Raw genomic sequence first — 24,449 nt, 5'->3', positions numbered from 1 at the left:
ATAATCGATATTGCGCTACAAGAGAGGCCTCCCGCCTCGTCCAAGGAAAAGGCAGATTGAGCCTATGCGCCGTATAATCACCTATTTCGTCCGTAATCCTGTCGCGGCGAACCTCTTAATGTTCCTGATGGTTGTCGGGGGCATTTTCGGCTATCTCAATCTGCAGCGCGAATTCATTCCGCAGACGACGATCAACGGTATGTCGGTCAGCGTCTCCTGGCCTGGGGCATCGCCGCGCGACGTCGAACAGCAGCTCGTGGTGCGGATCGAAGAGGCCGTCGACGGCCTGGACGGTATCGACTATATTGAAGGCAATGCGCGCGAAGGCTCCGCCAACGTCAATATCCGAACCAAGATCGGCATCGATTATGAAAAGATGCTGGACCAGGTCAAAGCCCGCGTCGACGGCATTCAGAATCTGCCGCCCGATGCGTTCCGTCCGCAGGTTTTCCGCTGGGATGCCCGCGCCGATATCATGTATCTGGCGCTTTACGGGGATATGGACCGGCTGACCCTGCAGCGCGAAGCCACGCAGCTACGACAGGAGCTTTCCAAACTTCCCGGCCTGCAGCTGACATCCCAGATTTCCAAGCAGGATGAACAGGTCACGATCGAAATCAGCGAGGAAGCGCTGCGGCGTTACGGTCTGACCTTCAGTCAGGTCGCGCAATCCATCAGCGGCGCATCCGTCAACCTGTCTGCCGGAACGGTCGAAACGACTGCCGGGAATCTGCAACTCCGGGCGCGTAATCTGGCCAACTCAGCAGATGAGTTCGAAGACATCATTGTCCGGCAGACGGCTCAGGGTGGCACGGTTCGTGTCGGTGATATTGCCAATGTCATTGACGGGTTTGCCGAAGATGATTTCGACGCCCGCTTCAACGGCCAGACGACTGCGATTTTTCAGGTCGTCTCTCCGGATAAGATGAACATTACGGAGTCCGGCGAAGCGATCCGTCAATTCGAACAGGATGTGCGCGACAGCCTTCCGCCTGATCTGAATTTCCGGATCTGGTTCGATGGCTCGACCATGTTTGACAGCCGGATGTCGCTGATAGGTGGCAATGCGCTGACCGGGCTCATTCTCGTTCTTATCATTCTGGCGCTTTTCCTGCGTCCGATGGTGGCCCTGTGGGTGACGATCGGCATTGGCGCCGCTTTCATGGGCGCGATCGCGATTGCGCCGACGCTCGGCATTACGCTGAACATGATTTCGCTGTTCGCCTTCCTGCTGGTGATCGGAATCGTCGTCGATGACGCTATTGTGGTGGGGGAATCCATCCATTTGCACAATGAGAACGGCATTGAAGGCGAACGCGCCGCGATCGGCGGGGCCTATATGGTGGCCAAGCCGGTTTTCTTCGCCGTCGTCACGACGATCATCATGTTCCTGCCATTCCTGTTCATGAGTGGCCCGATCCAGGCGATTTTCAGTCAGATCAGCCTCGTCGTTGTGGCCGTACTGGTGTTCTCCCTGATCGAAGCCTTCTTCATTCTGCCGGCTCACCTGCGTCATATGAAGCATGTGGAGCCCAGTTCGAATGCGCTGCTGCGTTTGCAGAACAAAATCGCGGAAAGCCTGGTCTCATTCGCCAAGAACCATTTTCGGCCTTTCGTCGCCATGCTGATCCGCTGGCGTTATGCCACGCTGGCCTTCTTCCTTGGTATGCTCGGCATGGCGTTTGCCCTGCTGATTTCCGGAATCGCCCCGACCGCTTTTATTCCCGAGGTCGAAGGCGACATGATTTCCGTAAATGCGCGCTTCCCTGAAGGCACGTCCTTCCAGCGTGTCAGTCAGGCGCGCGGGCAGGTCGATGCCGGTATTGCGCGGCTGAATGAAAATGCGATGGCCGATTTCGGCATCGAAGGTCCGATCATCGACAAGCCGGGCACGATTGCCGAAGGCCGCAGCATCGAAGGCTATCTGGGTCTCGCTGCGACGGATGAGCGGCGTCGGATTTCGTCAAAGGATATTGCGGACAAGCTGGAGGAATATGTCGGGCCCATCCCAGATGCGTTCCGGGTGCAATATGGCTTCACGGAAGGTGGCTCGGGGCAGGGCGGCGGTCTGTTCTACGGCGTTGCCGCTTCGAATGAAGACGATCTGCGCGCCGCCGTGCTCGACATCAAGAACCAGCTCGAAACCTATCCCGACATTAATAATGCGTGGGACGGTCTTGAAAGTTCGGCCAGCGAAATCCGCTTCACCTTGAAGCCGGGAGCTGAAACACTCGGCATCACACTGGCTGATGTCACGCGTCAGGTTCGCGAGGCCTTCTATGGCCGCGAGGTTCAGCGTCTGCCGCGAAACGGCGAAGATGTCCGTGTCATGGTGCGCTATCCTGAAGCGGCGCGCGAAAGCATCGACAGTCTGAACCAGCTGCGCATTCGTGCCGCCAACGGGGTCGAAGTGCCGCTCTATTCCGTGGCCGAAGCCGAGATCGCCGAAGGTGTCGGACGGATCAACCGCCGGGATCGCAAGCGCGTGGAATATACGGGCGCGCGCGTGCGCGGCGAGCAATCGCGCTCGACGGAAATCCGCGCCGACATGGATGAGAACTTCTTCCCGCAATGGGAAGTGCGCCATCCGCGCGCCAGCCGCATCACGGTCGGCGAGGATGAGATCCAGCAGAACTTCATGCGCGAACTCAACATCAGTCTCATCGCGATCGTTCTGGCGACCTATATTCTGTTGGCCATCGCTTTCCGGTCTTACGCGCAACCGTTCCTGATCCTGATTGCGCTGCCCTTTGCCTGGGTCGGCATGATCTTCGGTAATCTGGTGACGGGGGTGCCGTTCGGCATGTTCTCGATCTTCGGGTTCCTCGCTGCCACGGGGGTGGCGATGAACGACAACCTGGTTCTGATCGATTACGTCAATCGATTACGCGCCAAGGGCGTCGGCGCCTATCAGGCCATGCTGGATGCGTGTGTCGCGCGTTTCAGGCCCATTCTTCTGACATCGGTTACGACCTTTGTCGGTCTGGTGCCGATCCTGTTCGAAACCAGTCCTCAGGCCGAATTCCTGAAGCCGATGGTCGTCGCGCTGGCGTTTGGCGTCCTGTTCGACTTCTTCCTGACGCTGATGCTGGTGCCGGCCATGTACGGAATCGGCGTGGATATTAGCCGTTTCTTCAAAGGACTGTGGACGGGCGAGGCGCAACAGCCATTCGGCTCGACCTATAATCCCGAAATGGCCATGGCGTTGGATGATTTCGAAATTGCGGCCGATACCGGACCAGCGACACCAACTCCCGAACCGCAACCTGCCGAATAGGCACCCACTTCCTGATTGCAAGGACCTGACCATGAATTGATATCTGACAACGGGCGCAAGCCTGCTGGCCCTGGCGCTCATCGCTTGTAGTGACAATAGCGCGACCGACGCGACGGTCGGTGACACGGCGGCCGTCGAGGCAACCGAGGCGACGCAGATCGCGATGGCTGATCCGCAACTTGGAACCTTCGGTGTTTCTCTGGAGAACATGGACACAGCCGTCGATCCGGGTGATAATTTCTTCGAGTATGTCAATGGAACCTGGCTGGCAGAAACCGAAATTCCGGCTGACCGGTCCCGTTATGGCTCGTTCAATGTTCTGAGCGACCGGGCCGAAGAGCGGGTTCGTGGCATTATCGAAGCCGCAGCCAGTGCAGACAATCCCACAGCAGATGAGAAGCGCATCGCCGATTTCTACAATGCCTATATGGATCTGGATGCGATCGAAGCGGCAGGGCTCGCCCCGATATCCGAAGATCTGGCCAGAATCCGGGCCGCGGATGATCTCAACTCGATCGTCGATCTGATGAGTGATCCGGCGCTCGGCCTGCGCGCCCCTGTCAATCCCTACATCTATATTGATGCCAAGGAGAACGACACGCACAGCATCTATCTCAGCCAGTCCGGTCTTGGCCTCCCGAACCGCGATAGCTATTTCGATGAGGGCGACCGCGCTGATGCGATCCGCGCCGGCTATGTCGACTTCATGACGACCATGCTGACCGAAGCCGGCGTCGACAATCCGCGCGCGCGGGCCGAAGCCGTGATGGCCTATGAAACGGCCATGGCCGAAGGTCACTGGACACCGGTCCAGCGCCGTGATCGCGACGCGACCTATAACAAGATGACCATGGACGAGCTGGCCGAGATGGCTCCGGGTATTCCGTGGGCGCGTATGTTCGACAATCTGGGCCTGTCCGGAGAAACCGATCTGATCGTGCGCGAGAAATCCGCAATCGATGCGTCCGCTGACGTGTTTGCGGAGACGCCTGTCGACGTGCTGAAGGATTATCTGACGGTTTCGCTGCTCTCCTCCAACGCCGCCTATCTCCCGGCGCGCATCGATGATGCCTCATTCAATTTCTATGGCCGGATCCTGCGCGGTCAGGAAGAACAACGCCCCCGCTGGAAGCGGGGCGTCTCAGCCGTCAATGGTACGCTCGGCTTCGTTGTCGGCAAAGTCTATGTCGACAAGTATTTCCCGCCCGAGTCCAAGCAGCAGATGGACGAGCTGGTCGAGAACCTTCGAGCCGCCTTCAAGGACGGGATCGACAATCTCGAATGGATGGGCGCCGAAACGAAGGAAGAAGCGCAGTATAAGCTCGCGAAGTTCAATCCCAAGATCGGCTACCCGGATGTATGGGAAACCTATGCCGGTCTCGAAGTCGATCGTGATGATCTCTACGGCACGATCAAGAGCACGCGCGAATGGGGCTGGGAAGATCAGCTCGGCGATCTCGGCGGACCGATCGACCGCGACGAATGGGGCATGACTCCGCAGCGCGTAAACGCCTATTACAACTCCGTCCTGAATGAGATCGTCTTCCCGGCGGCTATTCTCGACGCGCCTTTCTTCGATCCCAACGCCGATCCGGCGGTCAATTATGGCGGTATCGGCGCTGTGATCGGCCACGAAATGGGCCACGGCTTCGATGATCAGGGCCGCAAGTCCGATGGCGACGGCGTACAGCGTGACTGGTGGACGGCCGAGGATGCGGCGCGCTTTGAAGAACGGGCCGCCCGGCTGGCAGATCAATATAGCGCGTTCGAGCCGCTGCCCGGCGAATTCCTCGATGGGCGTCTCGGCCTGGGCGAGAATATCGGCGATCTGACGGGCGTTGTCCTCGCTTATGATGCCTATAAGCGGTCATTGAACGGCGAAGAGGCCCCGGTGATCGATGGCTTCACGGGTGATCAGCGTTTCTTCATGGCCTGGGCGCAGGTCTGGGCCATCAAATGGCGTGATGAGGCCCTGTCGCAGCAGATCAAAAACGGCCCGCACAGCCCGGGCGAGTTCCGCGCCAATGGCATTGTCCGCAATGTCGACGCTTGGTATGAGGCCTTTAATGTCGGCCCTGATGACGCCATGTATCTGGCTCCTGAAGATCGGGTCCGCATCTGGGATGCCGCCAACGTCGACGGCTAATCAGGTCGAAAGCCAGACTGAACGAGGCGAGGATTTCGGTCCTCGCCTTTTTCTTGTCTGGTGAACCATGTCTTGCTGACGGGCTGCTTAGAGGTCGCGCAGACATTCGGTCAGGCGCGATATGTCCGCGTCTGAGGTGTAGCCATGTACGGAAAAGCGGAAGCCGCTATCCCTCACATCATAGCGGATACTCGCCGCATCCAGACGCGCCGACAGTGCGTCCCGGTCATGCGGGTTCACGACACAGGTCGCGCCGCGCTGGTTGCGGTCCTTGGGTGAGACGAGCTCGTCGTCCGGGACCGAGGCGGATAGCCTGTCCAGATGGTCCTGGATGCGGGCATGGATCGCTTGCAGATCGAGCGATGCCCACAGGCTCAGCGCCGCATTGGCGCAGATGAAGGGGGCAGGCGAGGGTGTGCCGCCAAAGAACCGCATCGCGTTGTCGGCATAGCGGAAGCGGGTAATATCCATTTCGAAGGGATTGTCGTGACTGAACCAGCCAACATCGACGGGCCGGCAGTCGGCTAGTCGCTCCGGGGCGACATAGAGGAAGCATGCCCCCGGACCCCCGCACAGAAATTTGACGCTAGTGCCGGTCACGAAGTCGGCCTGCCAGTCATTGACCGGGGTCGGAACGGCGATCACCGACTGCGCGACATCGACAATGGATAGCGCTCCTGCCTGTCTGGCCCTGTCGCAGATGGCCTGGACGGGCAGCACATGGGAACTGTTGGAAAGCGCGTGCGTCACATGCACGAACGCGACATCATCCGTGATGCTGTCGGCCCAGACCGCCGGATTGGTCACGTCGCCGTCGATAAACCGCATCTCATATCCGGCGCGTTCAGCCTGGGCGACGACAAAGCCGATCGTTGGAAAATCCTGCCGCGTCAGCAGGATGACTTTGCGGGAAGGGTCTTTGCGTCGAACCTCATCGGACAGGCTGTGAAGAATTTTCGTCAGGGCGCTGGATATATTGGTCTGCGGACAGATTGTCGCCGCGTCGACGCCCAGCCGTTCACCGATATGGGCGCGAAACCGGTCCAGAATAGTCATCCAATCCGACCAGTTGGTGCCGATCCGCCACGGTGTCAGATAGTCCTGTTCAATGCGGGCTTCGGTCAGACGCGGCAGACATCCGACGCTGTGCGACATGAAGTATGTGTCCGGAACGAAAAACCGCTCACGCATGATCAGAATCGTCGGTCTCAGACGGGGACAGCTTGTCACGCTTATGGCCGTAAGTCCCGCCCCAGCGATCCGTCATCTCGGCGCGGACCTGCCAGAGTTCCGGGAACATCTTCTGTTTCATGCCTTCCCGCAAGATTTCGACGGGGCGACCCTTGAGCGAATTGGCGGCGACACCGATGGAGCGGTAGATGAGCTGCATATGCGTGTGGCGGAACTTCTGAAATAGTTCGTCGAATTCGGCCAGCGCTTCTGCGATCATATAGGCGTCGTCATGCGTATATCCGCTATCGTAAACATGTTCGACAGACCGTTTCCCGCCGTCCAGATAGACATCGACATAGGTGGCCCAGAGCTCTTTCGGCATTTTCAGCAGCACGCGAAAGCCGGGGCTTTCCTGGCCGCTGCCATTGCCGAGAAGCAGTCGGATTTCCTGATAATCCTTGGGTGACATGGTTTCGAGCAGGCTGAGCTGCTGGGACATCATCTCCTGACAGATATGAACGCGCCGGAAGAGCGTCAGAGCCTTGAACGTATTGCGGGCGCGCATTTCATCATCAATATCGAGGAGCGTGTTCGCCATGAGCTTCATCCACAGCTCTTCGATCTGGTGAACGATCATGAACTGCAGCTCGTCCGGATTGCAGAGCGCGTCCGGTTCCTTCTGGCACGCCAGCAGCTGTTCCGTATTCAGGTAGATTTCATAGTCGAGCTGGCCATTGCCGCGCATCATGCTCTGGTAAGTAGGTCTGTCCATTGTCTGTGTCCTGTGGGTTCGATTGATCGGCGAGTATCGGCTGACACGCCGGATCAGGCGTGACCCGTCAGCCAGCACCGCAGCACATGTTCCGCCAGTTCGATCCTGTCTCTGGACATAGGCACAGGGTGGCCGGGAAGTTCAGCGCTGTAAAGAGGGACGTGGATGGAATGCGTTTGCCTGTCTTCTGGCTTTGAGGCAGGGTCATGGCAGGAGACGGGATGATATTATGCTGGAACTGATCGATATCGGCCAGACCTATGGCAAGAAACCCGTATTGCAGGGGGTCTCCCGGCAGTTCGGTCAGGGTGTCACGGTGATTACGGGGCCCAGCGGAGCTGGCAAGTCGACCCTTCTCAGGCTCTGCGCGACGGTCGAAAAGCCATCATCCGGACAGCGCCTGTGGCAGGGGGATCCTGTAAAGTCCCGTGTGAAGCGGTTCCGCGCGGCGCTGGGTTATGCCCCGCAACGGATCGATTTTCCCGACGATCTGTCGGGGCTAGATTTCATGTTGCATGTGGCCGCGCTCAAGGGTCTTCCGCTCGGCGCTGCCAAAGCGCAAGCCAACACCTTGCTCGACAGGCTAGGGCTGGCGCGCGATGCGTCTGGCCGGATTGCGACCTATTCGGGTGGCATGCGCCGCAGACTGGGTCTGGCGCAGGCCTTTCTCGGGGATCCGCAGATCCTCATTCTGGACGAACCGACAGCGGAACTCGACACGGTTACGGGCGGTCATGTGAACGATCTGATATTCGAGACGGCGGTCCGGGCCGTCGTGTTGATGACGACGCATCTGCAGGACAGTCTGGCTGGCCGGACATTCGATATTTTCGATATCCAGCCGATCGCCGCATGAGCGACTATGTCAGTCATGTTGCGCTGCATGCCCGGCAGCAGCTCACCCGCCATCTGCGGTCGCCTGCCATCTGGTTACTCGCCATCGCCGGACCGATTGCGGCTCGCTATCTCGTGCCCGAACCCGGGGCCGGCTATTCGCTGCTGGCAGTGAATGATGCGATCCTGCGACCGACGGCGTCGGTCATTGGCTTGCAGCTCGGCGTCATCACGGCGGTCATGCTGACCCCGCTGGTCTACATCTTTCTGAAAGCAGGGCCGACCCGCAAACAGCCGCGTCAGGTGACGGATGTGGTGCCGCGGTCGCGCTCTGCACTCTCGCTGGGACAGTGGATCGGCGATACGGCGGCGCTCTGGATCCTGTTGTTCATTCTGGCGCTCTCGGGCGTCTTCCTGTCCTTTTTCCGCCTGCCTCTGTCAGACGTTGCGCCGTTCGAAACCTTGATCGCGGCGTTTCTGATCGCGGGACCGACGTTGGCGACAATCGCGGCCATCAGGACATTTTTTGCCATGCGGCCATGGCTCCGTCGGGCCTGGGGTGATGTGCTGTTCGTCGTCTTCTGGATGGCGGCACTGAGCTTTTCCGCCATGTTCTTCATGGATGGTAGCGGCGCATCGCCCTTTGTCGATATATTCGGCTTCGCCTCGCCAATGCTGGACGGAACATCCGAACCCGTCAGAGAGATGTATATTGGCGGTGCGCCGGACATGGATCGTCTGATGGATTTCGATGCGATGGCCGGTGTTTCCAACCCGGCTTTTCTAGGGTCGCGACTATTCTGGTTTGCGGCGTCTGCGTTTCTGGCCTGGTCTGCAGGATGGCTGTTCAAGCCCGGCAAGATGAAAGTCTCGCGCCGCAAACAGCCTGTCCGGTCCGGTCCGGCGACGTTCGCCACGGACCCGGTTGCCCCAGTGGCCGCGACCGCAATGGGCCTCGTGTCGCGCATTCGGGTTTATGCCGAAGACATTTTCCGACCGAAGCTGCTGTTGCCTGTTATCGCGGCTGTCGCACTAGCTGGTCTCGTCTTCCCATTACGCGGCATGGTCGGGCCGGCCCTGGCTCTGATCCTGATTTTCCCACTGACGCGTTATGGCGCGCGCTGGCGTCCACAGTCGGTCGAGCAATGGCTTGGCACCATGCCCGTTCCGCTGACCCGTCAGTTCATTGACAGGCTTGTCGTGGCCTGTGCGGCCTGTCTGATCCTGCTGATCCCGTCCATGATCTCACTGCCAGTGGGGGAATGGCGGGATGTCGCGGCGATCGGTGTCGGTCTACCGCTGATCGCCGTCGGTCTCGGTCATGTCACGCGCGGTCCTGTTGCTGCGCGGCTGATCCTGCTGATCCTCTGGTACGGCTACCTCAATCTGGGCCCATCGCCCTTCTAGCGGCGACTATGCCGAGGCATCGGCCTTCCTGTCTTGGGTCTGGGACGCCCAGTCTTCGCGGATCATGTCGGCGGCTTTCTCGCCGATCATGATCGCCGGGGCGTTGGTGTTGCCCGAGACGATTTGCGGCATGATCGACGCATCGGCGACACGCAGGCCCGTCAGACCGCGAACGCGCAAGCGCGGGTCCACGACAGCCATCGGATCAGTGGCCGTGTCGCCCATCTTGCAGGTACCGACCGGATGGTAGACCGTATCGGCGCGCTCGCGAATATCGGCGATCAATTCGTCGTCATCGTCGCTATCGGCGGCATAGAGCGATTTCAGATTGGCCTTATCGAAGGCAGGCGCGCGCAGAATGCGTTGCAGCATTTTCACGCCCCGGAGCAGCGTATCGAGATCGCGCTCATCATCGAGAAACGCCGGGTCGATCAGTGGGGCATCCGCCGCATCTGCGCTGGCCAGCGTGACCGAGCCGCGACTTTTCGGCCGCAGGACACAGACATGGCAGCTATAGCCGTGACCGAGATGCATTTTGCGCCCATGGTCGTCGACGATGGCCCGGACCATGTGCAGCTGTATGTCGGGGGCAGGTTCGGACCGGTCCGTATAGAGAAATCCGCCCGATTCCGCATAGTTGGTCGTGAACATGCCCTCGCGCCGGGTGCGGTACTTCCACATTTCGCCGACCATCCGCACCATGCCGGGCAGTGAGAGGCCCAACAGATCCTTCATGCGCGATTTGAAACAGAGCGTGACGTCGATATGGTCCTGCAGATTTTCGCCGACCCCGGCCACGTCAGCCACCTGATCGATGCCGTGGGGCTCGAGATGTTTCTTCGCGCCGATGCCCGACAGAAGCAGAATTTGTGGGCTGCCAAAGGCGCCGGCCGAGAGAATGACTTCACGGTCGCAAAGGGCGTCGACCGTTCCCTTGCGGCCCTTGGTGATCCGGTACCTCACGCCCGTGGCGCGTCCGTTGTCGGTCAGGACTTTTTCCGTCAGGGCGTGCTGAACCACGGTCAGGTTGGGGCGGTCCATGACAGGATCGAGAAAGGCGCGAGCCGTGCTCCAGCGTTCGCCGTCTTTCTGTGTGACTTCGTAAAAGCCGAGGCCTTCCTGGGTTTCGCCGTTAAAGTCATTATTCATCGGCCACTGCAGTGATCGTCCCGCTTCCAGGAAAACGTCATTGATCTCCGATGGCGTGCGGATCGGTGCGACGTTCAGTTCACCGCCCTGCCCATGATAGGTATCCGCCCCGGCTTCACGATGTTCGGATTTCCTGAAATAGGGCAGCACATCGTCATAGGCCCAGCCGTCCGCGCCCATCGCGGCCCAGTTGTCGTAATCATATTGCGCGCCCCGAATATAGATCATGGCGTTGGCGCCTGAACTGCCGCCCAGCATCTTGCCGCGCGGTTGAAAACCCTGCCGGTCATTCAGGGCCTTTTGCGGAACCGTTTCAAAGTCCCAGTTGCGGGCCTTCATCACAATGTTCATGACCATGCCGCCCGGGATACGCACCGTCCAATGTTCGTGCGATCCGCCTGCTTCCAGCAGCAGGACCGACACGTCCGGATCAGCGCTCAGGCGATTGGCGATGGTGGCGCCCGCACTGCCCGCCCCGACGATGATGTAGTCGTAGCGCCGGGACGTCACTCTTTCACGCCAGCCTGTTTGCGCGCCATGGTGGCCAGCTTATTCGCCTTCTCGCCATAGGGCGGCGCCAATCCGGCCAGCAGTTTCTTCTTGATCATGTGCCGTATGCCGCCTGTGGACTGATGAAACACACCCTTCATGTGGCTGAAGGCATCGAAACCATATTCGCCATGGTAGCGACCGATGCCGGACGGCCCGATCCCGCCAAAGGGCAGTTCGCTCTGCACGAAATGCCACATCGTCTCATTCGTCGCGACACCGCCCGCATGTGTTTCCAGCAACACGCGGTCCTGCGTCGCCTTGTCCTTGCTGAAATGATAGAGCGCCAGCGGGCGCGGGTGATCCTTTACAAAGGCGATCTGGTCATCCGTCGTCTCTGAGGCGACGATCGGTAACAGCGGGCCGAAAATCTCTTCCTGCCTGATTTTCATGTCCGGCGTCGTATTGGTGACGACGGTGAGTGGAATACGGCGTTCCTTGGCGAGTTGTTGCTTGTCGTCGCTACCGGCAACGCGCACGGTGGCGCCCTTGCTTTCCGCATCGTCCAGCAGGTCCTGCAGGCGCGCATAATGGGAGTCCGCAATGATCGAGCTATAATCCGCATTGCCGGCAAATTTCGGGAACATGGTTTCCGTCTGCTGGATTAGGGCTGCGGAAAAGGCATCGATCCTGGACTGCGGCATCAGCACATAGTCCGGCGCGATACAGGTCTGCCCCGCATTCAAGGTCTTCCCCGTGGCAATACTCGCCACGGTCATATCCATATCGGCATCATCCGAAATCAGCACGGGCGATTTTCCGCCCAGTTCCAGCGTCACTGGCACGAGGTTCTCGCCGGCGGCGCGCGCGACATGCCGCCCGACGCTGGTCGATCCCGTAAATAGCAGATGGTCGAAGGTGAGGCTGGAAAAGGCTTTTGCAACATCAGCGCCGCCGGTCGCTACGAATACAATCTCAGGATCGTAGACCTCACCCATCATGCGTTTGAACAGTTCCGCGTAGCGCGGCGTATATTCGCTCAGTTTGACCATGACGCTGTTACCGGCCGTAAAGGCGGCTGCCATGGGCGGTGCGGTCAGGTTGATCGGATAATTCCAGGGCGATATGATCCCGATTACGCCGAGCGGTTGCGGAATGATTTCAGCGGACGCGCCCATCTGGGTGATTTCGACCGATTTTTTCCGGCGACGCATCCACTTTTCGCCATGCTTCAGCATATAGGCGATCTCATTATAGGTCGGAATTAAATCGGCGAACAGGGTTTCGTTGAAAGACCGATGACCGAAATCGTCGCGGATCGCCGCTTTCAGCTCGTCCTCATGAGCGTACAGGACATCTCTGAGGGTTTCCAGTCGGGCCTTGCGCACGGACCAGGCGGGATAGGGTTCGCGCTTGAAGGCATCCTTTTGCAGCTGCAGTGCGGTCTCGAGGTCAGCTTCCGTCAGTGCGTCAGACTGTGACGATGGCATGTCCGGATTGATGCGAACCACAGGCGGCCCCTTTATCGATTGTCTTATTTATCAATGACTCAATAGCGGAAGGCCCGACAGGTCGCAAACGCCGATGCTTGCAGGCGGGCATTCATCTTTGAGGGCGGTGGGTGCCCGCCACGGCGGGCTGCCAATCAGGCAGACAATCAGGCAGACCGGCTGCTGCGGAAATGTTGGCCAAAGGCATGCGTCATGGCCCGTGTCCGGCCTGCCAACTCCGTTTCGCAGGCGGCGATCTGGCTATAGCGACGGCGAGCCTTTCCCAGCGCATCGCCCGTTCGCGATCGCAGGTCGCGTTCGGCGCGATCATACAAGGCCGCCATCCACCCCGCGGCGGAGGGAACCGTGACGACCCCGGAGGTGACGTGTCGCGGGTGAGAGGCATAGTGACGCTTATAGCCGTCGGTCCCGGATCCCAGATCGATCACGGAATAACCCAGCGCATCGGAGGCGTCGATCAATCCTTCGAGCAACTGAATGCCGGGCGCGAAAGCCATCAGTTCCGGGTCGTAACCGACGATCCAGCTATGAAAGACGGAACCGTCGGTCAGCCCCAGATCGGCGGCAGCCATGCGGTCCCCGAAGTAAAGCACATGCAGATCGGCGCGCAGCGGCGCGGCAGGACCCGCCTCCCATAGACTCCGCAACAGACCTGACGTCCCCGGATTGGCCAGCACGTCGAATTTTCCGGTTTCAGCGAATTTCTCGCGCTTCCAGCGCATGAGCGACTGATAGGCATCGACGTCACGGCTCTGGGTGACGATACGGCGCGGGCCGACTTCCTCTTCGGACTTTCGGGTCCGGCGACGTGTCGACTTCAGATGACGGCGATAGCTGCCATCCCGGCTTTCGCGCCACGCGTCTGCACCAGTGATTTCCATCCGTGCGGTTTCAATCGCCAAATCCGCCGGATCCGACCGGTCAGTTGGCATGGCGGAATAGTGAAATGCCCCGACTTTCTGGCCCTGCAACAGGCGTGTAATATCGAGCCGTGTGTCCGTCCCGGCGATCACGGTCTGATAATCGGACAGGGGCGCGCCGGACGGTCGGGCAAACCGCCCGCCCTGCCAGGGCAGGACCGCAACGAGCTGTCCGTTCTGACGCGCCGTCGTGATTTGAACCCCACCCTGATGGGCGTCGACGGCCCCGTGATAATCGGGATGATGGTAGGGACTCTCCAGGTCGGGATTGGCGGCGCGTAGGGCGATCCAGTCGCGCCGGTCCTGATCCGAAAGGGCCGAAAGAGGACGTGTATCGATATGCAGAGCATCAGCCATCCTGATGCGCCTAGAGCGAAGCGTTGAAAATCTCCTTAAAGCATACGCACTTGCGGCTTTTGACCCCGCATATGGTTATCAGACGATTTCCGAGCTTGCAGAGCGGCGCGGGTCTGGCGAAGAGAAGCGGATGAGTAGACGCGCCCGAAAGGACCATTCCGAACACGATCATCAGGCCGAACACGATGATCGGGCCGGACACGATCATATGGGCCACGATCATTCAGGTCATCATCATGGCGGGCATTCGCACGCGCCGCGCGTCAATGCGCGAAACCGTCATCGGGTCGGGCTGGCGGCTGTTCTGACAGGTCTGTTCGTGATCGTGGAAGTCATTGGCGGCCTCATATCCGGCTCCCTCGCTCTGATTGCCGATGCTGGCCATATGGTGACGGATTTTGCCGCGCTGGCCATGGCCTGGGGCGGCTTCGTTATCGCCCAGCGCCCTGCAACATGGCGACATACGTTCGGATTCGACCGGTTCTCGATTCTGGTCGCTTTCGTCAACGGGCTGACATTGTTTGCCGTGGCGGGGTGGATCGTCTGGGAGGCCGTGCAGCGTCTGAACGCGCCCGGCAGTATCTTGGCCGGTCCGATGCTGTGGGTGGCCATAGCGGGGCTGGTTGTCAATCTGGTTGTGTTCGCCATTCTGCAGGGCGCGGATCGTGACAATCTGAACGTTCGCGGCGCTATGCTGCATGTCCTCGGGGACTTGCTGGGTAGCGCCGCCGCCATCAGCGCGGCCCTGATCATCATGGCGACAGGCTGGGTGGCCGTCGACCCGATCCTGTCCGTCCTGGTGGCGTGTCTGATCTTGCGATCCGCATGGTTTCTGGTTCGCCAGAGTGCGCATATATTGCTGCAAGGGGCGCCTGACGGGATCGACACACGCGCCGTTGCGACCGATCTCGTCGAAACCATCGACGGGTTGATCGCGGTCGAGCATGTTCATGCCTGGAGTGTCACGCCGGAAAGGCACGTCGTTACGCTCGACGCTTATGTCGGTGAGGGGCAGAGGCTCGGCCCTGTCAGCCGCGCGATCAAGGCGCGTCTCGACACGGAATTCGGTATTGATCATGCCACGGTCGACGTGATGCGCCGGACGGGCCTCGATCCCTAATGTCTGCGCGATAGCCAGCGAACGAGTGCGGCAAATCGGCCTGTCTCGTACCGTTCCAGCCGGGCCTTCAGATCATCGATCTCTCTGGTCTCAATCGCCTCCGCCTCTCTCTGGGCCAGGAATGACAGTAAATCCTGCTTTAGCGGATCGAACGGACCGGTCATGACCGGATCGGTAATAGCCTCATGCTGTGTTGATGCAGCTGGCATGACCATAAGGATCAGGTTGGAGTAGAGATAGGGAAACTCAGCGAGTTGCTGCCGATGTTCATCCGTCTCCCAGCAGGCCGATGTCTCGGCCAGAACAACCCGCCCGCCCGCCGCGATGGCGGCCTCGACCAGCTCGTTCAACGCATATTCCCGGAAATGATAGGCTGCGTCCGGGTCTTCGCCGCGGCGATGCATGACGACTTGCGGATTGTCGCGTCGGGCCATGCGGGCCAGCAGGTGGTAGCTGAAGAAATTCGGCGTGGTCAGATAGAGATAGCCGTCGGGCTTGAGCAGCGCGACCAGCTCTTCGATCATCTGTGTCGGGTTGATGACAAGGTGTTCGAGGATTTCGGAGAATACGATATAGTCGAACTGCCCGATCGACGGCGGGAGCGCCTCCATGTTCAGATCGAAATTATGGTGCGCTTCGGCCTGAGCGTCTCTGGTACTGAAATCGGTCCCGGCACCGCCCATGGAAAGCGGTCTGTCGATCGTCGTCAACCGCACGTGCGGGAACAGGCGTTTATACAATGTCGTGAAGGGCGATGTCCCGATTTCGAGGACTTTTGGAGCATCGCGGTCGCCGACATAGCGCGCCAGCGTGTCGAACAGTTCGTAGAAGCGCTGCTCATGATGCTGCAGATAGCCACGTGCTCCCGCATCATGGTTCGCAATGAGGGTCTGGAAGTCTCGGTCGAAATCAGAACGCGGCAGCATGTGGACGCGCTATCAGCTTATCGGCAGGTCGAATAGGGGCCCATATCGACATGGAAGTGATCGCGGTGCGCTGCATTATAGTCCGGCGACAGGGTGACATTGAAGATGCGGCAGGCCTCATGGCGAGCGTCGCGCAGAAATTCGCGGTGATCCTTGTCCTCGCTGTCCCAGTCGCGCAGCAGCTGGATCAGTTGCCCGTCGGCCAGTTCGAAGGCGGCGACGTCCCAGGCGTTGGCGAAGGCGTGTTCGCTCCACCGTCCCGAACCATTGCCGCGCTGCCGGCGGCAGGAATAGGACCCCATATGGTGGATTTTGGCGAGCGGCTGATCGTAGCGATCACGCGCCAGCTGATCGACCTGCCGCACCCATAGATAAGTGGCAACCGAAAGCGGGCACTGCATGTTGGCTTCGCCGGGAGCCAGTATCGCATTCTGCGCGCCGTAGACCAGACGCGCCACATCCCAGCCGCACGGGTCCTGAGCCTCGCGCGGCTCCGAGGGGATGCTCTCAAACGCGGCAATGTCGCGGGCCATGGCCATGCAGACCTCGCTCGGCGCGACGGAGAGGCGCAGCAATTGCCCCTTGGTCGCCATGCCGATGGGCCGTTCCGGATCAAGCGGTCGCCACGGCAGATGTTCGTTCGGAATCAGCCGGTTGGCGGCCAGAAACGCCGCGACCAGCAGCAGGACGGTCAAGGCAAATGAGATCCAGCCCCGCATCGAACCTAACCTTTCATGCAGACGACCTGCGCGACGCGTCGGTCACGGCGCAGGCGGTCGGCTTCCAGTGTGTAACTGTCGGGATCGAGAGGACGATGGGCCACATCCACCGGCGCCATGACCTGTCGCAGGTTTCGCGGCGCGACCGTATAGACTCGTCCCCGGCGTGGGGTTTCGGCGGCGACGACCCCGATCAGCTCGCCGTCGGAATCCAGCACAGGCCCGCCGGACAGTCCGCCCAGCGATCCGAGCAGGCCCTGACTGCGCGCCACTTCCGACCAGACCAGCACGCCTTCATCGGTGCGGTAGCGTCCTCTGACCTGCATCCGGCCGCGCGACAGCAGGCTCGCCACGACCTCCCCGGGACGGCCCTGCGGGTAGCCGATCATATAGGCCAGCTCGCCGATCTGTCGCGGGCTCTGCAGATCGGTCGGCAGTGGTTCGCGCGCCCAGCCCGAGCTCAGCCGCGCCAGATCGGCACCTTCGAAGATTTCGGTGCGTTCGATCCGGAGCATCTGGCGCGCGCTGATCTTTACCCCGATCTCGTCGCAACTATCGACCACGTGCCGGGCCGTCAGCCAGTCTCCGTCGGCAGAACTGGCAAAGGCGGTGCCGATGCCGGACTGGGGCGCATCGATCTGCACCAGAATCCGTTCATCGCGCGGCGATTCCGTCGGCAGCAGCGGGCCCAGTTCCGGCACGACACCGGGCGGCTGCGTCGCAGGCTGTCGCGAATTGGCATAGGCCAGCATGGCCAGCAACAGGGTCAGGTACAGCAACCAGTCCGGTATCGGCAGCTTCATCGCCCCGCCTCAACCTGCAATGGCGAAGGCCAGAATGATGGACCCGGCCAGTTTGAACGCGCCCAGGACGAGCACGGGCGCGGCCACATCCTTCTCGATCAGCTGCGGAATGCCGCGAAAGATCATGTCGGTCAGGCGGAACAGGAACAGCTGCAGGGCGACCGATACGCTGCCCCAGATCACCACATCCAGGATCGAAACCTTGTGGATCAGGCAAGCGGCCAGCGGCAGGGACAGGGCGACGATCAGCGAGGACAGATGAATGGCCGCCGCCATATTCCCCTCTGCCGCCAGCGCGAATTCCTTATGCGGCGTCAGCTTCACATAGAGGACAAGCCCGACCAGAAAAATCGCCGTCACCGCCAGCAGATAGAAGACCAGCCAGGGAAACCCGTTCGCCAGACTGTCGAGTTCAGGTGTCATGCGTCGCTATCCCGTCAACCTAAATATCCCCGCGCCCGCCTCTCGCGGATGGGCGGGACGGAGGCAAGGGGAATCCGCTGTTACGAGATCATGCCAAGGTCAATCCCCAACAAAAAAAGGCAACGCGCTGCGAAGTGAGCACGATGTTCACTTGTTAGCGTCGTGTCGCGACCCGAATGAAGAGAGAGGTACTTCATGTCGGTGACGTTCTACGACTTTGATCATCCCGAAAGCGCGCCTACGCGAGTGTCTTACTTGGGGCGAGTTTAAGCCGTTGGATCATTTCCCATAGGCATCTCTTTTGTGACGTTTGATGCGGCGAAGGATTATCGTTTTTCGTACCCTCTATCGTCAAGCTCCGCTAGAACTTGCTTCGCGTCATTTAGCGTTGTTTCATGCCAATATTTGACGTTAAAGTATACGTTCAGAAGCCCACCAAGTTCTTGTGATCTTTGGTCGGTTGCCAATTCGTTATGAGTAACGGTCATAAGGGTGTCTTTCACCTTTTCATTCTCACTTGTATTGGCCGCATTACGTATCTCCAATATATTGGATATTGATGGCGCCGCCCTAACTCTCATTTCAAACAATTCTCTTCCGGCCCGCCTATGCGCAACCCGCGTGCGTTCAAAGTCGGCGAGATCGGATCGAAGTGATTCAGATCGAATAAATCTCAACTGACCTGAAGATTTCAGTTCTTCATAAGTGGAGGAGCCTCGTAAGGGACCTTTTTGAAAACTAATCGCCTCTAACTCTTCCGGCGTTAAAATTACGCCAAAGGGCGGAGGCGTTTTTTCTGTTCCGAGGATCAGGGTTTCAACAACCGAAATGCTCTCGTTGGTTTGGTCAATCGCCCCCAAACTGGCCGCTTCAATTTGTTCAAAATCAGCCCTGAGGCGTTCCAAAATGAGGGCCTCGCGATCACGATCAACGCGTGCTTCATTCCAATTGGCCACTTGAATACCGATGAACACGCCAAAGACAACAATCGTAAAATCAATAAAAACCGCGAACCAGTTCTCTTTCTCGATATGGGCTTTAATGCGACGGAAGATCATGGCGTCTGCTCCTGATGATCAATATCGAGGAGAAGATCGAGCGCCTCATGTAAGTCTGCGAGCGCCACACTGACACTTCTATTGTCGAGAATGTGATAGGCGTATTGCAGCTCCATATTCGACAGGTCGTTCTTGAACATGACGTTCGATCGCATCGCGTCTTCATCGCAGACTATATATGAGCCATAGATACGAGCTGCTTCGTCAGGCGCCGTTCCCGAATTTTCATCCATAATGAAATCTGAGAGGGATTGTCTGATTTCGAATAAATCAGAATGCTCTAGTGAGGGCTGGGGCATTGTCCGCGACACTCCCTCGCGTGAATCCCGAGCTCGTGACCGGGCAATCAGGTAAGCAGCGAGCGCCGTCTCAAGGCGCTCATTATTAAAGATTGTGATGCGGCCAGAAGACAGTAACTCGATGATAAGGGGCAAATCGTCGGTCGGATTGGTCGTGGGGAGAATCGTAGAGACAGAGGCACATTCGTCTTGGGTCAATGGGTCGCTTTCGGCGTCCCAAAGCCGATTGACGGCATTGTGCAACACTGTGGCATTGACTTCACGCTCGGCAATAAGATCCCTTCTTATATCTTCCAGATCAACGACCTCCTTATGCAGTCGTTCGACATAGGCGGCTTCCAATGCCGTTTCCTTTCGGGCCTCGTTCCACTGCTGCACTTGCAGACCCATGAACACACCGATCACGACAATGCAAAAGTCGATGCCGACGGCAAACCAGTTTTGGTCTTGGACGTGTACTTTTACTCTGCGCAGCAGCAATCTCTCACCCTATGAAACTTAGGTCTTTATCTAGTGACGATACCGGAATGCTAAGTCTTGTCACTGGCGGGCTTTAAGATTGTATAGTGAGAGTCCAGTTTTAGGCGTTTTAAGCCGCTATCTGATGTCTCCATTCACCCCCATCTCTTAATTAGAAGGCCGGTGGCAGGCGCGTCAGGATGACTTTGACGGTGGCGGTCGAGGACTCGCTTCGTGGAATATTTCCGTTTCTGTTCGACTGATCGATGAAATCGCCGTGTTCAAGGAAGCGCCAAAGCGAAGTCGCAAAGCGGTCAGGGGAGCTTTTGTAACGATCGGATAAGGTCCTCATCCAACATCAATCGCGCATGAATTCACGCCATCATTATCAATTGAACTGAGCGCCATTTGGACACTCAGCAATTCCATCCACCCCTCACACAAACCCAATCCCCGCCTTTCCAACCCACCCTATCCTCCTTCCCATCCACTCCGTTCACGAGGCGGTTGCATGACCGTGGTGGGGTGGGGGTCGGAAGGTTCGATCCGGGCGTATGGACAGCCATGCGCCGGGGCTGCCGTGAGGCGGCCGCGTCAAAACCGGATTGGAATGGCGGTCGAGGAGGACATGCACCCTCCGGACCTGTCCGAGCTTTCGTCAACAGGCCGGATCGGCTGTATGATTGAGGAAGGCGGCGCGCGCCTTTGAGGGGCGGACCCGCTGCGGTCCGCCCGGAGACCGTCGCCCGCCTCAGTCATCCGTTCCGATCCGCCCTGTCGGCGGATAAACGCTTTCGATACCGACGCGCAGGCTCCGGTCGAGCCGCGAAACGGTAATGTTTAGTCTATCCGGCAGCTTTGCCGGAGCCTGCGCCTCGTGTCTTTTCAGGACACATTGACGCTTCCGCCGGGCCCGCGATGGCCGGTCGCGCATTTCCGCCTGTCCAGATAGCCGTGATGGCCACCGACCGATCAGCGAAAGCCGGGCCTCTCGCCCAATCAATAGAAGCCGCATTGAAACCAGTGACGCGTTCGCCTAAGCGCATCCCAACGTTACACGCCCATTTGGAGACACTCTATGGCACGCGCCAAAATCGCCCTGATCGGAGCCGGCATGATCGGCGGGACGCTCGCTCACATCGCTGCGCGCGAAGAATTGGGCGATGTCGTCCTGTTCGACATTTTCGAGGGCACGGCCAAAGGCAAGGCGCTGGACCTGTCCGAGGCGACACCGGTCTTCGGCAAGGATAGCCAGCTGCGCGGTACCAATGATTATGCCGATATTGCCGGCGCGGATGTCTGCATCATCACGGCGGGTTTCCCGCGCAAGCCCGGCATGGACCGGTCCGAACTGATCGGGAAAAATCTCGGCGTGATCAAACAGGTCGCCGAAGGCATCAAGGAACATGCGCCCAAGGCGTTCGTGATCTGCATCACCAACCCGCTCGATGCGATGGTCTGGGCGCTGCAGAAATTCTCCGGCCTGCAGCCGCGCAAGGTGGTCGGCATGGCGGGCGTTCTGGACAGTGCGCGCTTCCGCTACTTCCTTGCCGACGAATTTGGCTGCTCGGTCGAGGATGTGCATGCGTCCGTGCTGGGCGGACATGGCGACACGATGGTGCCGCTGGTGCGCTACTCGACCGTGAACGGCGTGCCGCTGCCGGATCTGATCAAGATGAAATGGACCACGCAGGAGCGCATCGACGCGATCGTCGAGCGGACCCGCAAGGGCGGCGGCGAGATCGTCGGCCTGCTCGGCAATGGCTCGGCGTTTTACGCGCCGGCTGAGTCCGCTATCGAAATGGCGACCTCCTATCTGCGTGACAAAAAACGCATCCTGCCCTGCGCCGTGCGGCTCTCCGGACAGATTGCCGGCGTACGCGGCCTCTATGTCGGTGCGCCTGCCATGATCGGCAAGCGCGGGATCGAGAAGGTGATGAATATCCGCCTAAAGAAGGACGAGCGCGATATGTTCATGAACTCCGTCGCCGCCGTCGAAAAGATCATCGCCGACTGCCAGGAGATGGAGCCGTCGCTGCGGGATTAGGGCATGACTTCGATATGAGCTTATTCTCGAAACTGTTCGGCAATAGTAAGACTGAAAAACCGTCTGCGCTATCGAAAACTAGCAAGATGGGCTTCCTAGATACTGGGATCAAATCTTACAATTATGATGTCGTGGGTGAGAGCAACTATCAGTTAGCATTGAAGGACATTGCTGGAGGCTATCGTCGCGAAAGCCAGTATATTGAGTGCGAAGCCGAAATACATCTTGAGCCTGATAATCCATATGACCCGAATGCTGTAAAGGTCGTGATCGAAAATGAGGTTGTCGGATATATTCCAGCGAAAGATGCGACCAGAGTGGGCAATTCTCTCCGCGACTTCGGACTGACGGGAGCTTACGTTGACGGCCAAATTAGAGGAGGGTGGAAAACGAACGACTCCGATGTCGGTCACTTCGGAGTCAAATTGAAATTACCAAAGGTCGGAAGGCTAAATTTTTAATCTGCTATCCATGGCTTTTTGACCCTACCGGATCGCGGGATGCCGCGAGCCAAACCGCAAGTCCTCGTCGATCGTGACGGGGGCCGTATTATTGTTCCGGCGCGCCTTGTAGACCTGCATGTTTTCCATGACGCGCATCACGTAGTTGCGGGTCTCGGAGAAGGGGATTTTCTCGACCCAGTCGATCGGGTCGATCTGACCGGTGCGCGGATCGCCATTGCGCGCGATCCACTGTTTGGCGCGGGTCGGACCGGCATTATAGGCGACAGCCGCCAGGATATAGGAGCCGTCAAAGTCCTCCAGCAGGTCGTGAATATGCAGCGCGCCCATACGTGCGGCATAATCCCGATCTGTGATCAGGCGGTTGCGGTCATAGGGAATGCGGTGCCGCCGGGCCGTCGCACGCGCCGTCGCGTCGATCATCTGCATCATGCCGTAGGCGCGCGCAGATGAAATCGCATTCGCCGCGAACTCGCTCTCCTGGCGGGCGATGGAATAGATGAAGGGAATGTCGAATGAAGGGCCCAGCGCTTCGATCGGCGGGACGATTGGATAGCCGTTTTCACTCAGCAGGCTCTGGAACCGCCCGGCCTGTTTCGCCGCCCGGATGGACGGTCGCATGAACCCGTACTCAGCGCTCAGCTGGCTGAGCAGGGCGAGCGCGTCGAGTGATTCCACCTGATCGTCCAGCGCATAGGCAAAGGTCGAGAAGAAACGTTCTTCGCCGGCTTCGCCCAGCAATCTGAGCGCGCGGACGCGCCGATCCGCGGCAAAGCGCGACCGGGCCTCGGGGGAGATACGCTGCGGCGGCAGATTGATGGTGGCGCTGGCACCTTGCAGCCGTTTGGTCGCCAGCTGCCCATAATAGGTGTTCGGGAACGCTGCTGCCTTGGTGTAGGCGGCATTGTGCTGGCCATTTTGCAACGCTTCATGAGCGCGGCCCTGCCAGTAGAGCGACCGAGCCAGGCTGATCGGTGTGTCGACACCGGACTCCAGCCGCTGGAAGCGGGCGAGGGCGATGTCCGCGCGGCCGAGTTTGGTCAGGGCGATCCAGCCGCCGAGAAACTCGGGTTCGTAAAAGGCCAATCCCTCGGTCGCGCCATTATTATTGGTCAGGCGGTAGGCTTCGGCAAACTTGTTCTCGCTCAGCAGCCAGTAGATCATCAGCCGCTTTTCGATCCACATGCGGCGATGCGCCGTTTCACCGGCGGGTGCGGATTCGATCTGCATATAGACTGGAAGCGCATAGCCATTGTCGCGCTGCTTGCGCCGCCAGCGCCCACGCTCGAACAGAAAGCCAGGATCGGTCAGTCGGTCCTGCGGTACGGCGGCGACGGCCTGACTGACGCCGCGCGACCGGCGAGCAAGCTTCATGCGGGCGTCCATCACGGCGCGGTCCGAGGCGTTCATATGCGGCAGCAAGGCCTGGGCCTTGGAGAAGTGCGACGTGCCCAGCCAGATCAGATGATCGGCCCGGGCAGCGTGATCGGCCTGCGTGAGGTGGGAGCGGTAGCGCTGAAACAACTCCCGCTGCGTGTCCCGTGTCAGGCGCGCATTCCGCCAGGCGTGGCGCAACCACTTGTCGCCATTGGTACGGTCACCGAGGCGGAAGAGGGCAATTGCGAGCGCGGCCCGGCCTTCGCCGGACACGGGTTCGAGGTTTTCGAACCAGCGCACCGTGTCGCGGGCCGAGAGGGGGCGGTCAAGCAGGCGCGCTTCGGCCTTGGCCTGGATCGACACCATGCGCGGCCAGCCTCGCAGATCATGGGTGACGTAGGTCAGCCAGTCCGTCGGCACATTCGGGTCACGGGCCGCGCGGACCCACATCAGAATGTTGCGCGCCGTGTCGTCATTGATGGCGTCTTTGGCTCTGCTCAGCGCGCGCCAGTCGCTACGAGAGGCCGCGGACAAGCCGCGTCGGAGCAATGCGGCATCGCGGTTGGATATATATTCCGACAGGCGCGGAGGCTCGGGCTTGAGGCGGGGCAGCGGGATCGGAGCCAGGCTCTGCGCCGGACTTTGGGCCACGGCGCGATCCATGGCGAGGGGAGAGAGCGCGATCAGAGCTGCCAGCCAGAACGTTTTCACCGCGAAGCTCC

At 59.4% G+C, this 24,449-nt stretch carries 19 protein-coding genes; 7 read left to right on the top strand and 12 right to left on the bottom strand.

Annotation, left to right across the window (positions count from 1 at the left end; translation table 11 throughout):
- Nucleotides 1–64: 64 nt before the first annotated feature.
- Nucleotides 65–3,277, top strand: coding sequence for an efflux RND transporter permease subunit (locus tag AB6B39_RS11725; protein WP_284370145.1), 3,213 nt, complete (start codon nt 65–67; stop codon nt 3,275–3,277).
- A 163-nt stretch (nt 3,278–3,440) separates the two neighbouring features.
- Nucleotides 3,441–5,423 (top strand): M13 family metallopeptidase, encoded by a 1,983-nt coding sequence (locus AB6B39_RS11720; RefSeq protein ID WP_371398588.1) that lies wholly within the window; start codon nt 3,441–3,443, stop codon nt 5,421–5,423.
- Between the two features lie 87 nt (nt 5,424–5,510).
- Here AB6B39_RS11720 and AB6B39_RS11715 read toward each other — a convergent pair whose 3' ends face one another.
- Together AB6B39_RS11715 and AB6B39_RS11710 are read right to left on the bottom strand one after the other, a co-directional pair.
- Nucleotides 5,511–6,614: an aminotransferase class V-fold PLP-dependent enzyme gene (locus tag AB6B39_RS11715; protein ID WP_284370149.1), complete on the bottom strand. Its 1,104-nt coding sequence runs from the start codon at nt 6,612–6,614 to the stop codon at nt 5,511–5,513.
- Nucleotides 6,607–7,368 carry a tryptophan 2,3-dioxygenase family protein gene (locus AB6B39_RS11710; RefSeq protein WP_284370151.1) on the bottom strand — a complete coding sequence of 254 codons (762 nt, stop codon included), beginning with the start codon at nt 7,366–7,368 and terminating at the stop codon, nt 6,607–6,609. The genes AB6B39_RS11715 and AB6B39_RS11710 overlap by 8 nt, the downstream gene beginning before the upstream one ends.
- A 229-nt stretch (nt 7,369–7,597) precedes the next feature.
- Between AB6B39_RS11710 and AB6B39_RS11705 the strand changes: the two genes are divergently transcribed.
- Nucleotides 7,598–8,224 (top strand): ATP-binding cassette domain-containing protein, encoded by a 627-nt coding sequence (locus AB6B39_RS11705; RefSeq protein WP_284370153.1) that lies wholly within the window; start codon nt 7,598–7,600, stop codon nt 8,222–8,224.
- A complete protein-coding gene (locus AB6B39_RS11700; RefSeq protein ID WP_284370155.1) occupies nt 8,221–9,609 on the top strand; it encodes a hypothetical protein in 1,389 nt (462 codons plus the stop codon). The genes AB6B39_RS11705 and AB6B39_RS11700 overlap by 4 nt, the downstream gene beginning before the upstream one ends.
- Before the next feature lie 6 nt (nt 9,610–9,615).
- On the opposite strand, the gene AB6B39_RS11695 is transcribed toward AB6B39_RS11700, so the two are convergent.
- From AB6B39_RS11695 to AB6B39_RS11685, 3 genes are all read right to left on the bottom strand, one after another.
- Entirely contained in the window at nt 9,616–11,268 is a 1,653-nt protein-coding gene (locus tag AB6B39_RS11695) for a GMC family oxidoreductase (protein ID WP_284370157.1), read from the bottom strand.
- Complete coding sequence (locus AB6B39_RS11690) at nt 11,265–12,758, bottom strand: coniferyl aldehyde dehydrogenase (protein ID WP_284370159.1); 1,494 nt, start codon at nt 12,756–12,758, stop codon at nt 11,265–11,267. Before AB6B39_RS11690 ends, AB6B39_RS11695 begins: the two co-directional genes overlap by 4 nt.
- Before the next feature lie 146 nt (nt 12,759–12,904).
- Complete coding sequence (locus AB6B39_RS11685; RefSeq protein ID WP_284370161.1) at nt 12,905–14,035, bottom strand: GNAT family N-acetyltransferase; 1,131 nt, start codon at nt 14,033–14,035, stop codon at nt 12,905–12,907.
- Between the two features lie 130 nt (nt 14,036–14,165).
- On the opposite strand from AB6B39_RS11685, the gene AB6B39_RS11680 reads away from it, so the two are divergent.
- Nucleotides 14,166–15,155 carry a cation diffusion facilitator family transporter gene (locus tag AB6B39_RS11680; protein ID WP_284370163.1) on the top strand — a complete coding sequence of 330 codons (990 nt, stop codon included), beginning with the start codon at nt 14,166–14,168 and terminating at the stop codon, nt 15,153–15,155.
- On the opposite strand, the gene AB6B39_RS11675 is transcribed toward AB6B39_RS11680, so the two are convergent.
- The 6 genes from AB6B39_RS11675 to AB6B39_RS11650 all read right to left on the bottom strand — a co-directional run bounded on the left by AB6B39_RS11675 (nt 15,152) and on the right by AB6B39_RS11650 (nt 19,863).
- Entirely contained in the window at nt 15,152–16,081 is a 930-nt protein-coding gene (locus AB6B39_RS11675) for a class I SAM-dependent methyltransferase (RefSeq protein ID WP_284370165.1), read from the bottom strand. The two genes, AB6B39_RS11680 and AB6B39_RS11675, sit on opposite strands and share 4 nt — an antisense overlap.
- A gap of 17 nt (nt 16,082–16,098) precedes the next feature.
- Complete coding sequence (locus AB6B39_RS11670) at nt 16,099–16,800, bottom strand: extensin family protein (RefSeq protein ID WP_284370168.1); 702 nt, start codon at nt 16,798–16,800, stop codon at nt 16,099–16,101.
- Nucleotides 16,801–16,805: 5 nt separating this feature from the next.
- Nucleotides 16,806–17,603, bottom strand: a complete 798-nt coding sequence (locus tag AB6B39_RS11665; protein WP_284370171.1) for a S1 family peptidase — start codon at nt 17,601–17,603, stop codon at nt 16,806–16,808.
- 9 nt (nt 17,604–17,612) lie between these two features.
- Nucleotides 17,613–18,026, bottom strand: coding sequence for a DUF350 domain-containing protein (locus AB6B39_RS11660; RefSeq protein WP_284370173.1), 414 nt, complete (start codon nt 18,024–18,026; stop codon nt 17,613–17,615).
- 326 nt (nt 18,027–18,352) lie between these two features.
- Nucleotides 18,353–19,084, bottom strand: coding sequence for a hypothetical protein (locus AB6B39_RS11655; protein WP_284370175.1), 732 nt, complete (start codon nt 19,082–19,084; stop codon nt 18,353–18,355).
- Nucleotides 19,081–19,863: a hypothetical protein gene (locus AB6B39_RS11650; protein WP_284370177.1), complete on the bottom strand. Its 783-nt coding sequence runs from the start codon at nt 19,861–19,863 to the stop codon at nt 19,081–19,083. The genes AB6B39_RS11655 and AB6B39_RS11650 overlap by 4 nt, the downstream gene beginning before the upstream one ends.
- A 1,057-nt stretch (nt 19,864–20,920) precedes the next feature.
- Between AB6B39_RS11650 and mdh the strand changes: the two genes are divergently transcribed.
- A complete protein-coding gene (gene mdh, locus AB6B39_RS11645; RefSeq protein ID WP_284370179.1) occupies nt 20,921–21,889 on the top strand; it encodes a malate dehydrogenase in 969 nt (322 codons plus the stop codon).
- A gap of 14 nt (nt 21,890–21,903) precedes the next feature.
- Nucleotides 21,904–22,350: an HIRAN domain-containing protein gene (locus tag AB6B39_RS11640; RefSeq protein ID WP_284370181.1), complete on the top strand. Its 447-nt coding sequence runs from the start codon at nt 21,904–21,906 to the stop codon at nt 22,348–22,350.
- Nucleotides 22,351–22,374: 24 nt separating this feature from the next.
- On the opposite strand, the gene AB6B39_RS11635 is transcribed toward AB6B39_RS11640, so the two are convergent.
- On the bottom strand, nt 22,375–24,438 hold the full coding sequence (locus tag AB6B39_RS11635) for a lytic transglycosylase domain-containing protein (RefSeq protein WP_284370183.1): 2,064 nt from the start codon (nt 24,436–24,438) through the stop codon (nt 22,375–22,377).
- Nucleotides 24,439–24,449 lie beyond the last annotated feature (11 nt).

This window comes from Algimonas porphyrae (assembly GCF_041429795.1).
Classification (GTDB): domain Bacteria; phylum Pseudomonadota; class Alphaproteobacteria; order Caulobacterales; family Maricaulaceae; genus Litorimonas; species Litorimonas porphyrae.
Note: the sequence above shows the minus strand (reverse complement) of the source record. Positions and strands in the feature narration are given on the sequence as shown.

What these genes read in the sequence shown, in the direction of transcription:
- AB6B39_RS11685 (WP_284370161.1), bottom strand. Translation starts at nt 14,035, where the DNA reads ATGGCTGATGCTCTGCATATCGATACACGTCCTCTTTCGGCCCTTTCG.
- AB6B39_RS11680 (WP_284370163.1), top strand. Translation starts at nt 14,166, where the DNA reads ATGAGTAGACGCGCCCGAAAGGACCATTCCGAACACGATCATCAGGCC.
- AB6B39_RS11710 (WP_284370151.1), bottom strand. Translation starts at nt 7,368, where the DNA reads ATGGACAGACCTACTTACCAGAGCATGATGCGCGGCAATGGCCAGCTC.
- mdh (WP_284370179.1), top strand. Translation starts at nt 20,921, where the DNA reads ATGGCACGCGCCAAAATCGCCCTGATCGGAGCCGGCATGATCGGCGGG.
- AB6B39_RS11655 (WP_284370175.1), bottom strand. Translation starts at nt 19,084, where the DNA reads ATGATCTTCCGTCGCATTAAAGCCCATATCGAGAAAGAGAACTGGTTC.
- AB6B39_RS11675 (WP_284370165.1), bottom strand. Translation starts at nt 16,081, where the DNA reads ATGCTGCCGCGTTCTGATTTCGACCGAGACTTCCAGACCCTCATTGCG.
- AB6B39_RS11725 (WP_284370145.1), top strand. Translation starts at nt 65, where the DNA reads ATGCGCCGTATAATCACCTATTTCGTCCGTAATCCTGTCGCGGCGAAC.
- AB6B39_RS11670 (WP_284370168.1), bottom strand. Translation starts at nt 16,800, where the DNA reads ATGCGGGGCTGGATCTCATTTGCCTTGACCGTCCTGCTGCTGGTCGCG.
- AB6B39_RS11700 (WP_284370155.1), top strand. Translation starts at nt 8,221, where the DNA reads ATGAGCGACTATGTCAGTCATGTTGCGCTGCATGCCCGGCAGCAGCTC.
- AB6B39_RS11665 (WP_284370171.1), bottom strand. Translation starts at nt 17,603, where the DNA reads ATGAAGCTGCCGATACCGGACTGGTTGCTGTACCTGACCCTGTTGCTG.
- AB6B39_RS11715 (WP_284370149.1), bottom strand. Translation starts at nt 6,614, where the DNA reads ATGCGTGAGCGGTTTTTCGTTCCGGACACATACTTCATGTCGCACAGC.
- AB6B39_RS11660 (WP_284370173.1), bottom strand. Translation starts at nt 18,026, where the DNA reads ATGACACCTGAACTCGACAGTCTGGCGAACGGGTTTCCCTGGCTGGTC.
- AB6B39_RS11720 (WP_371398588.1), top strand. Translation starts at nt 3,441, where the DNA reads ATGGCTGATCCGCAACTTGGAACCTTCGGTGTTTCTCTGGAGAACATG.
- AB6B39_RS11640 (WP_284370181.1), top strand. Translation starts at nt 21,904, where the DNA reads ATGAGCTTATTCTCGAAACTGTTCGGCAATAGTAAGACTGAAAAACCG.
- AB6B39_RS11705 (WP_284370153.1), top strand. Translation starts at nt 7,598, where the DNA reads ATGCTGGAACTGATCGATATCGGCCAGACCTATGGCAAGAAACCCGTA.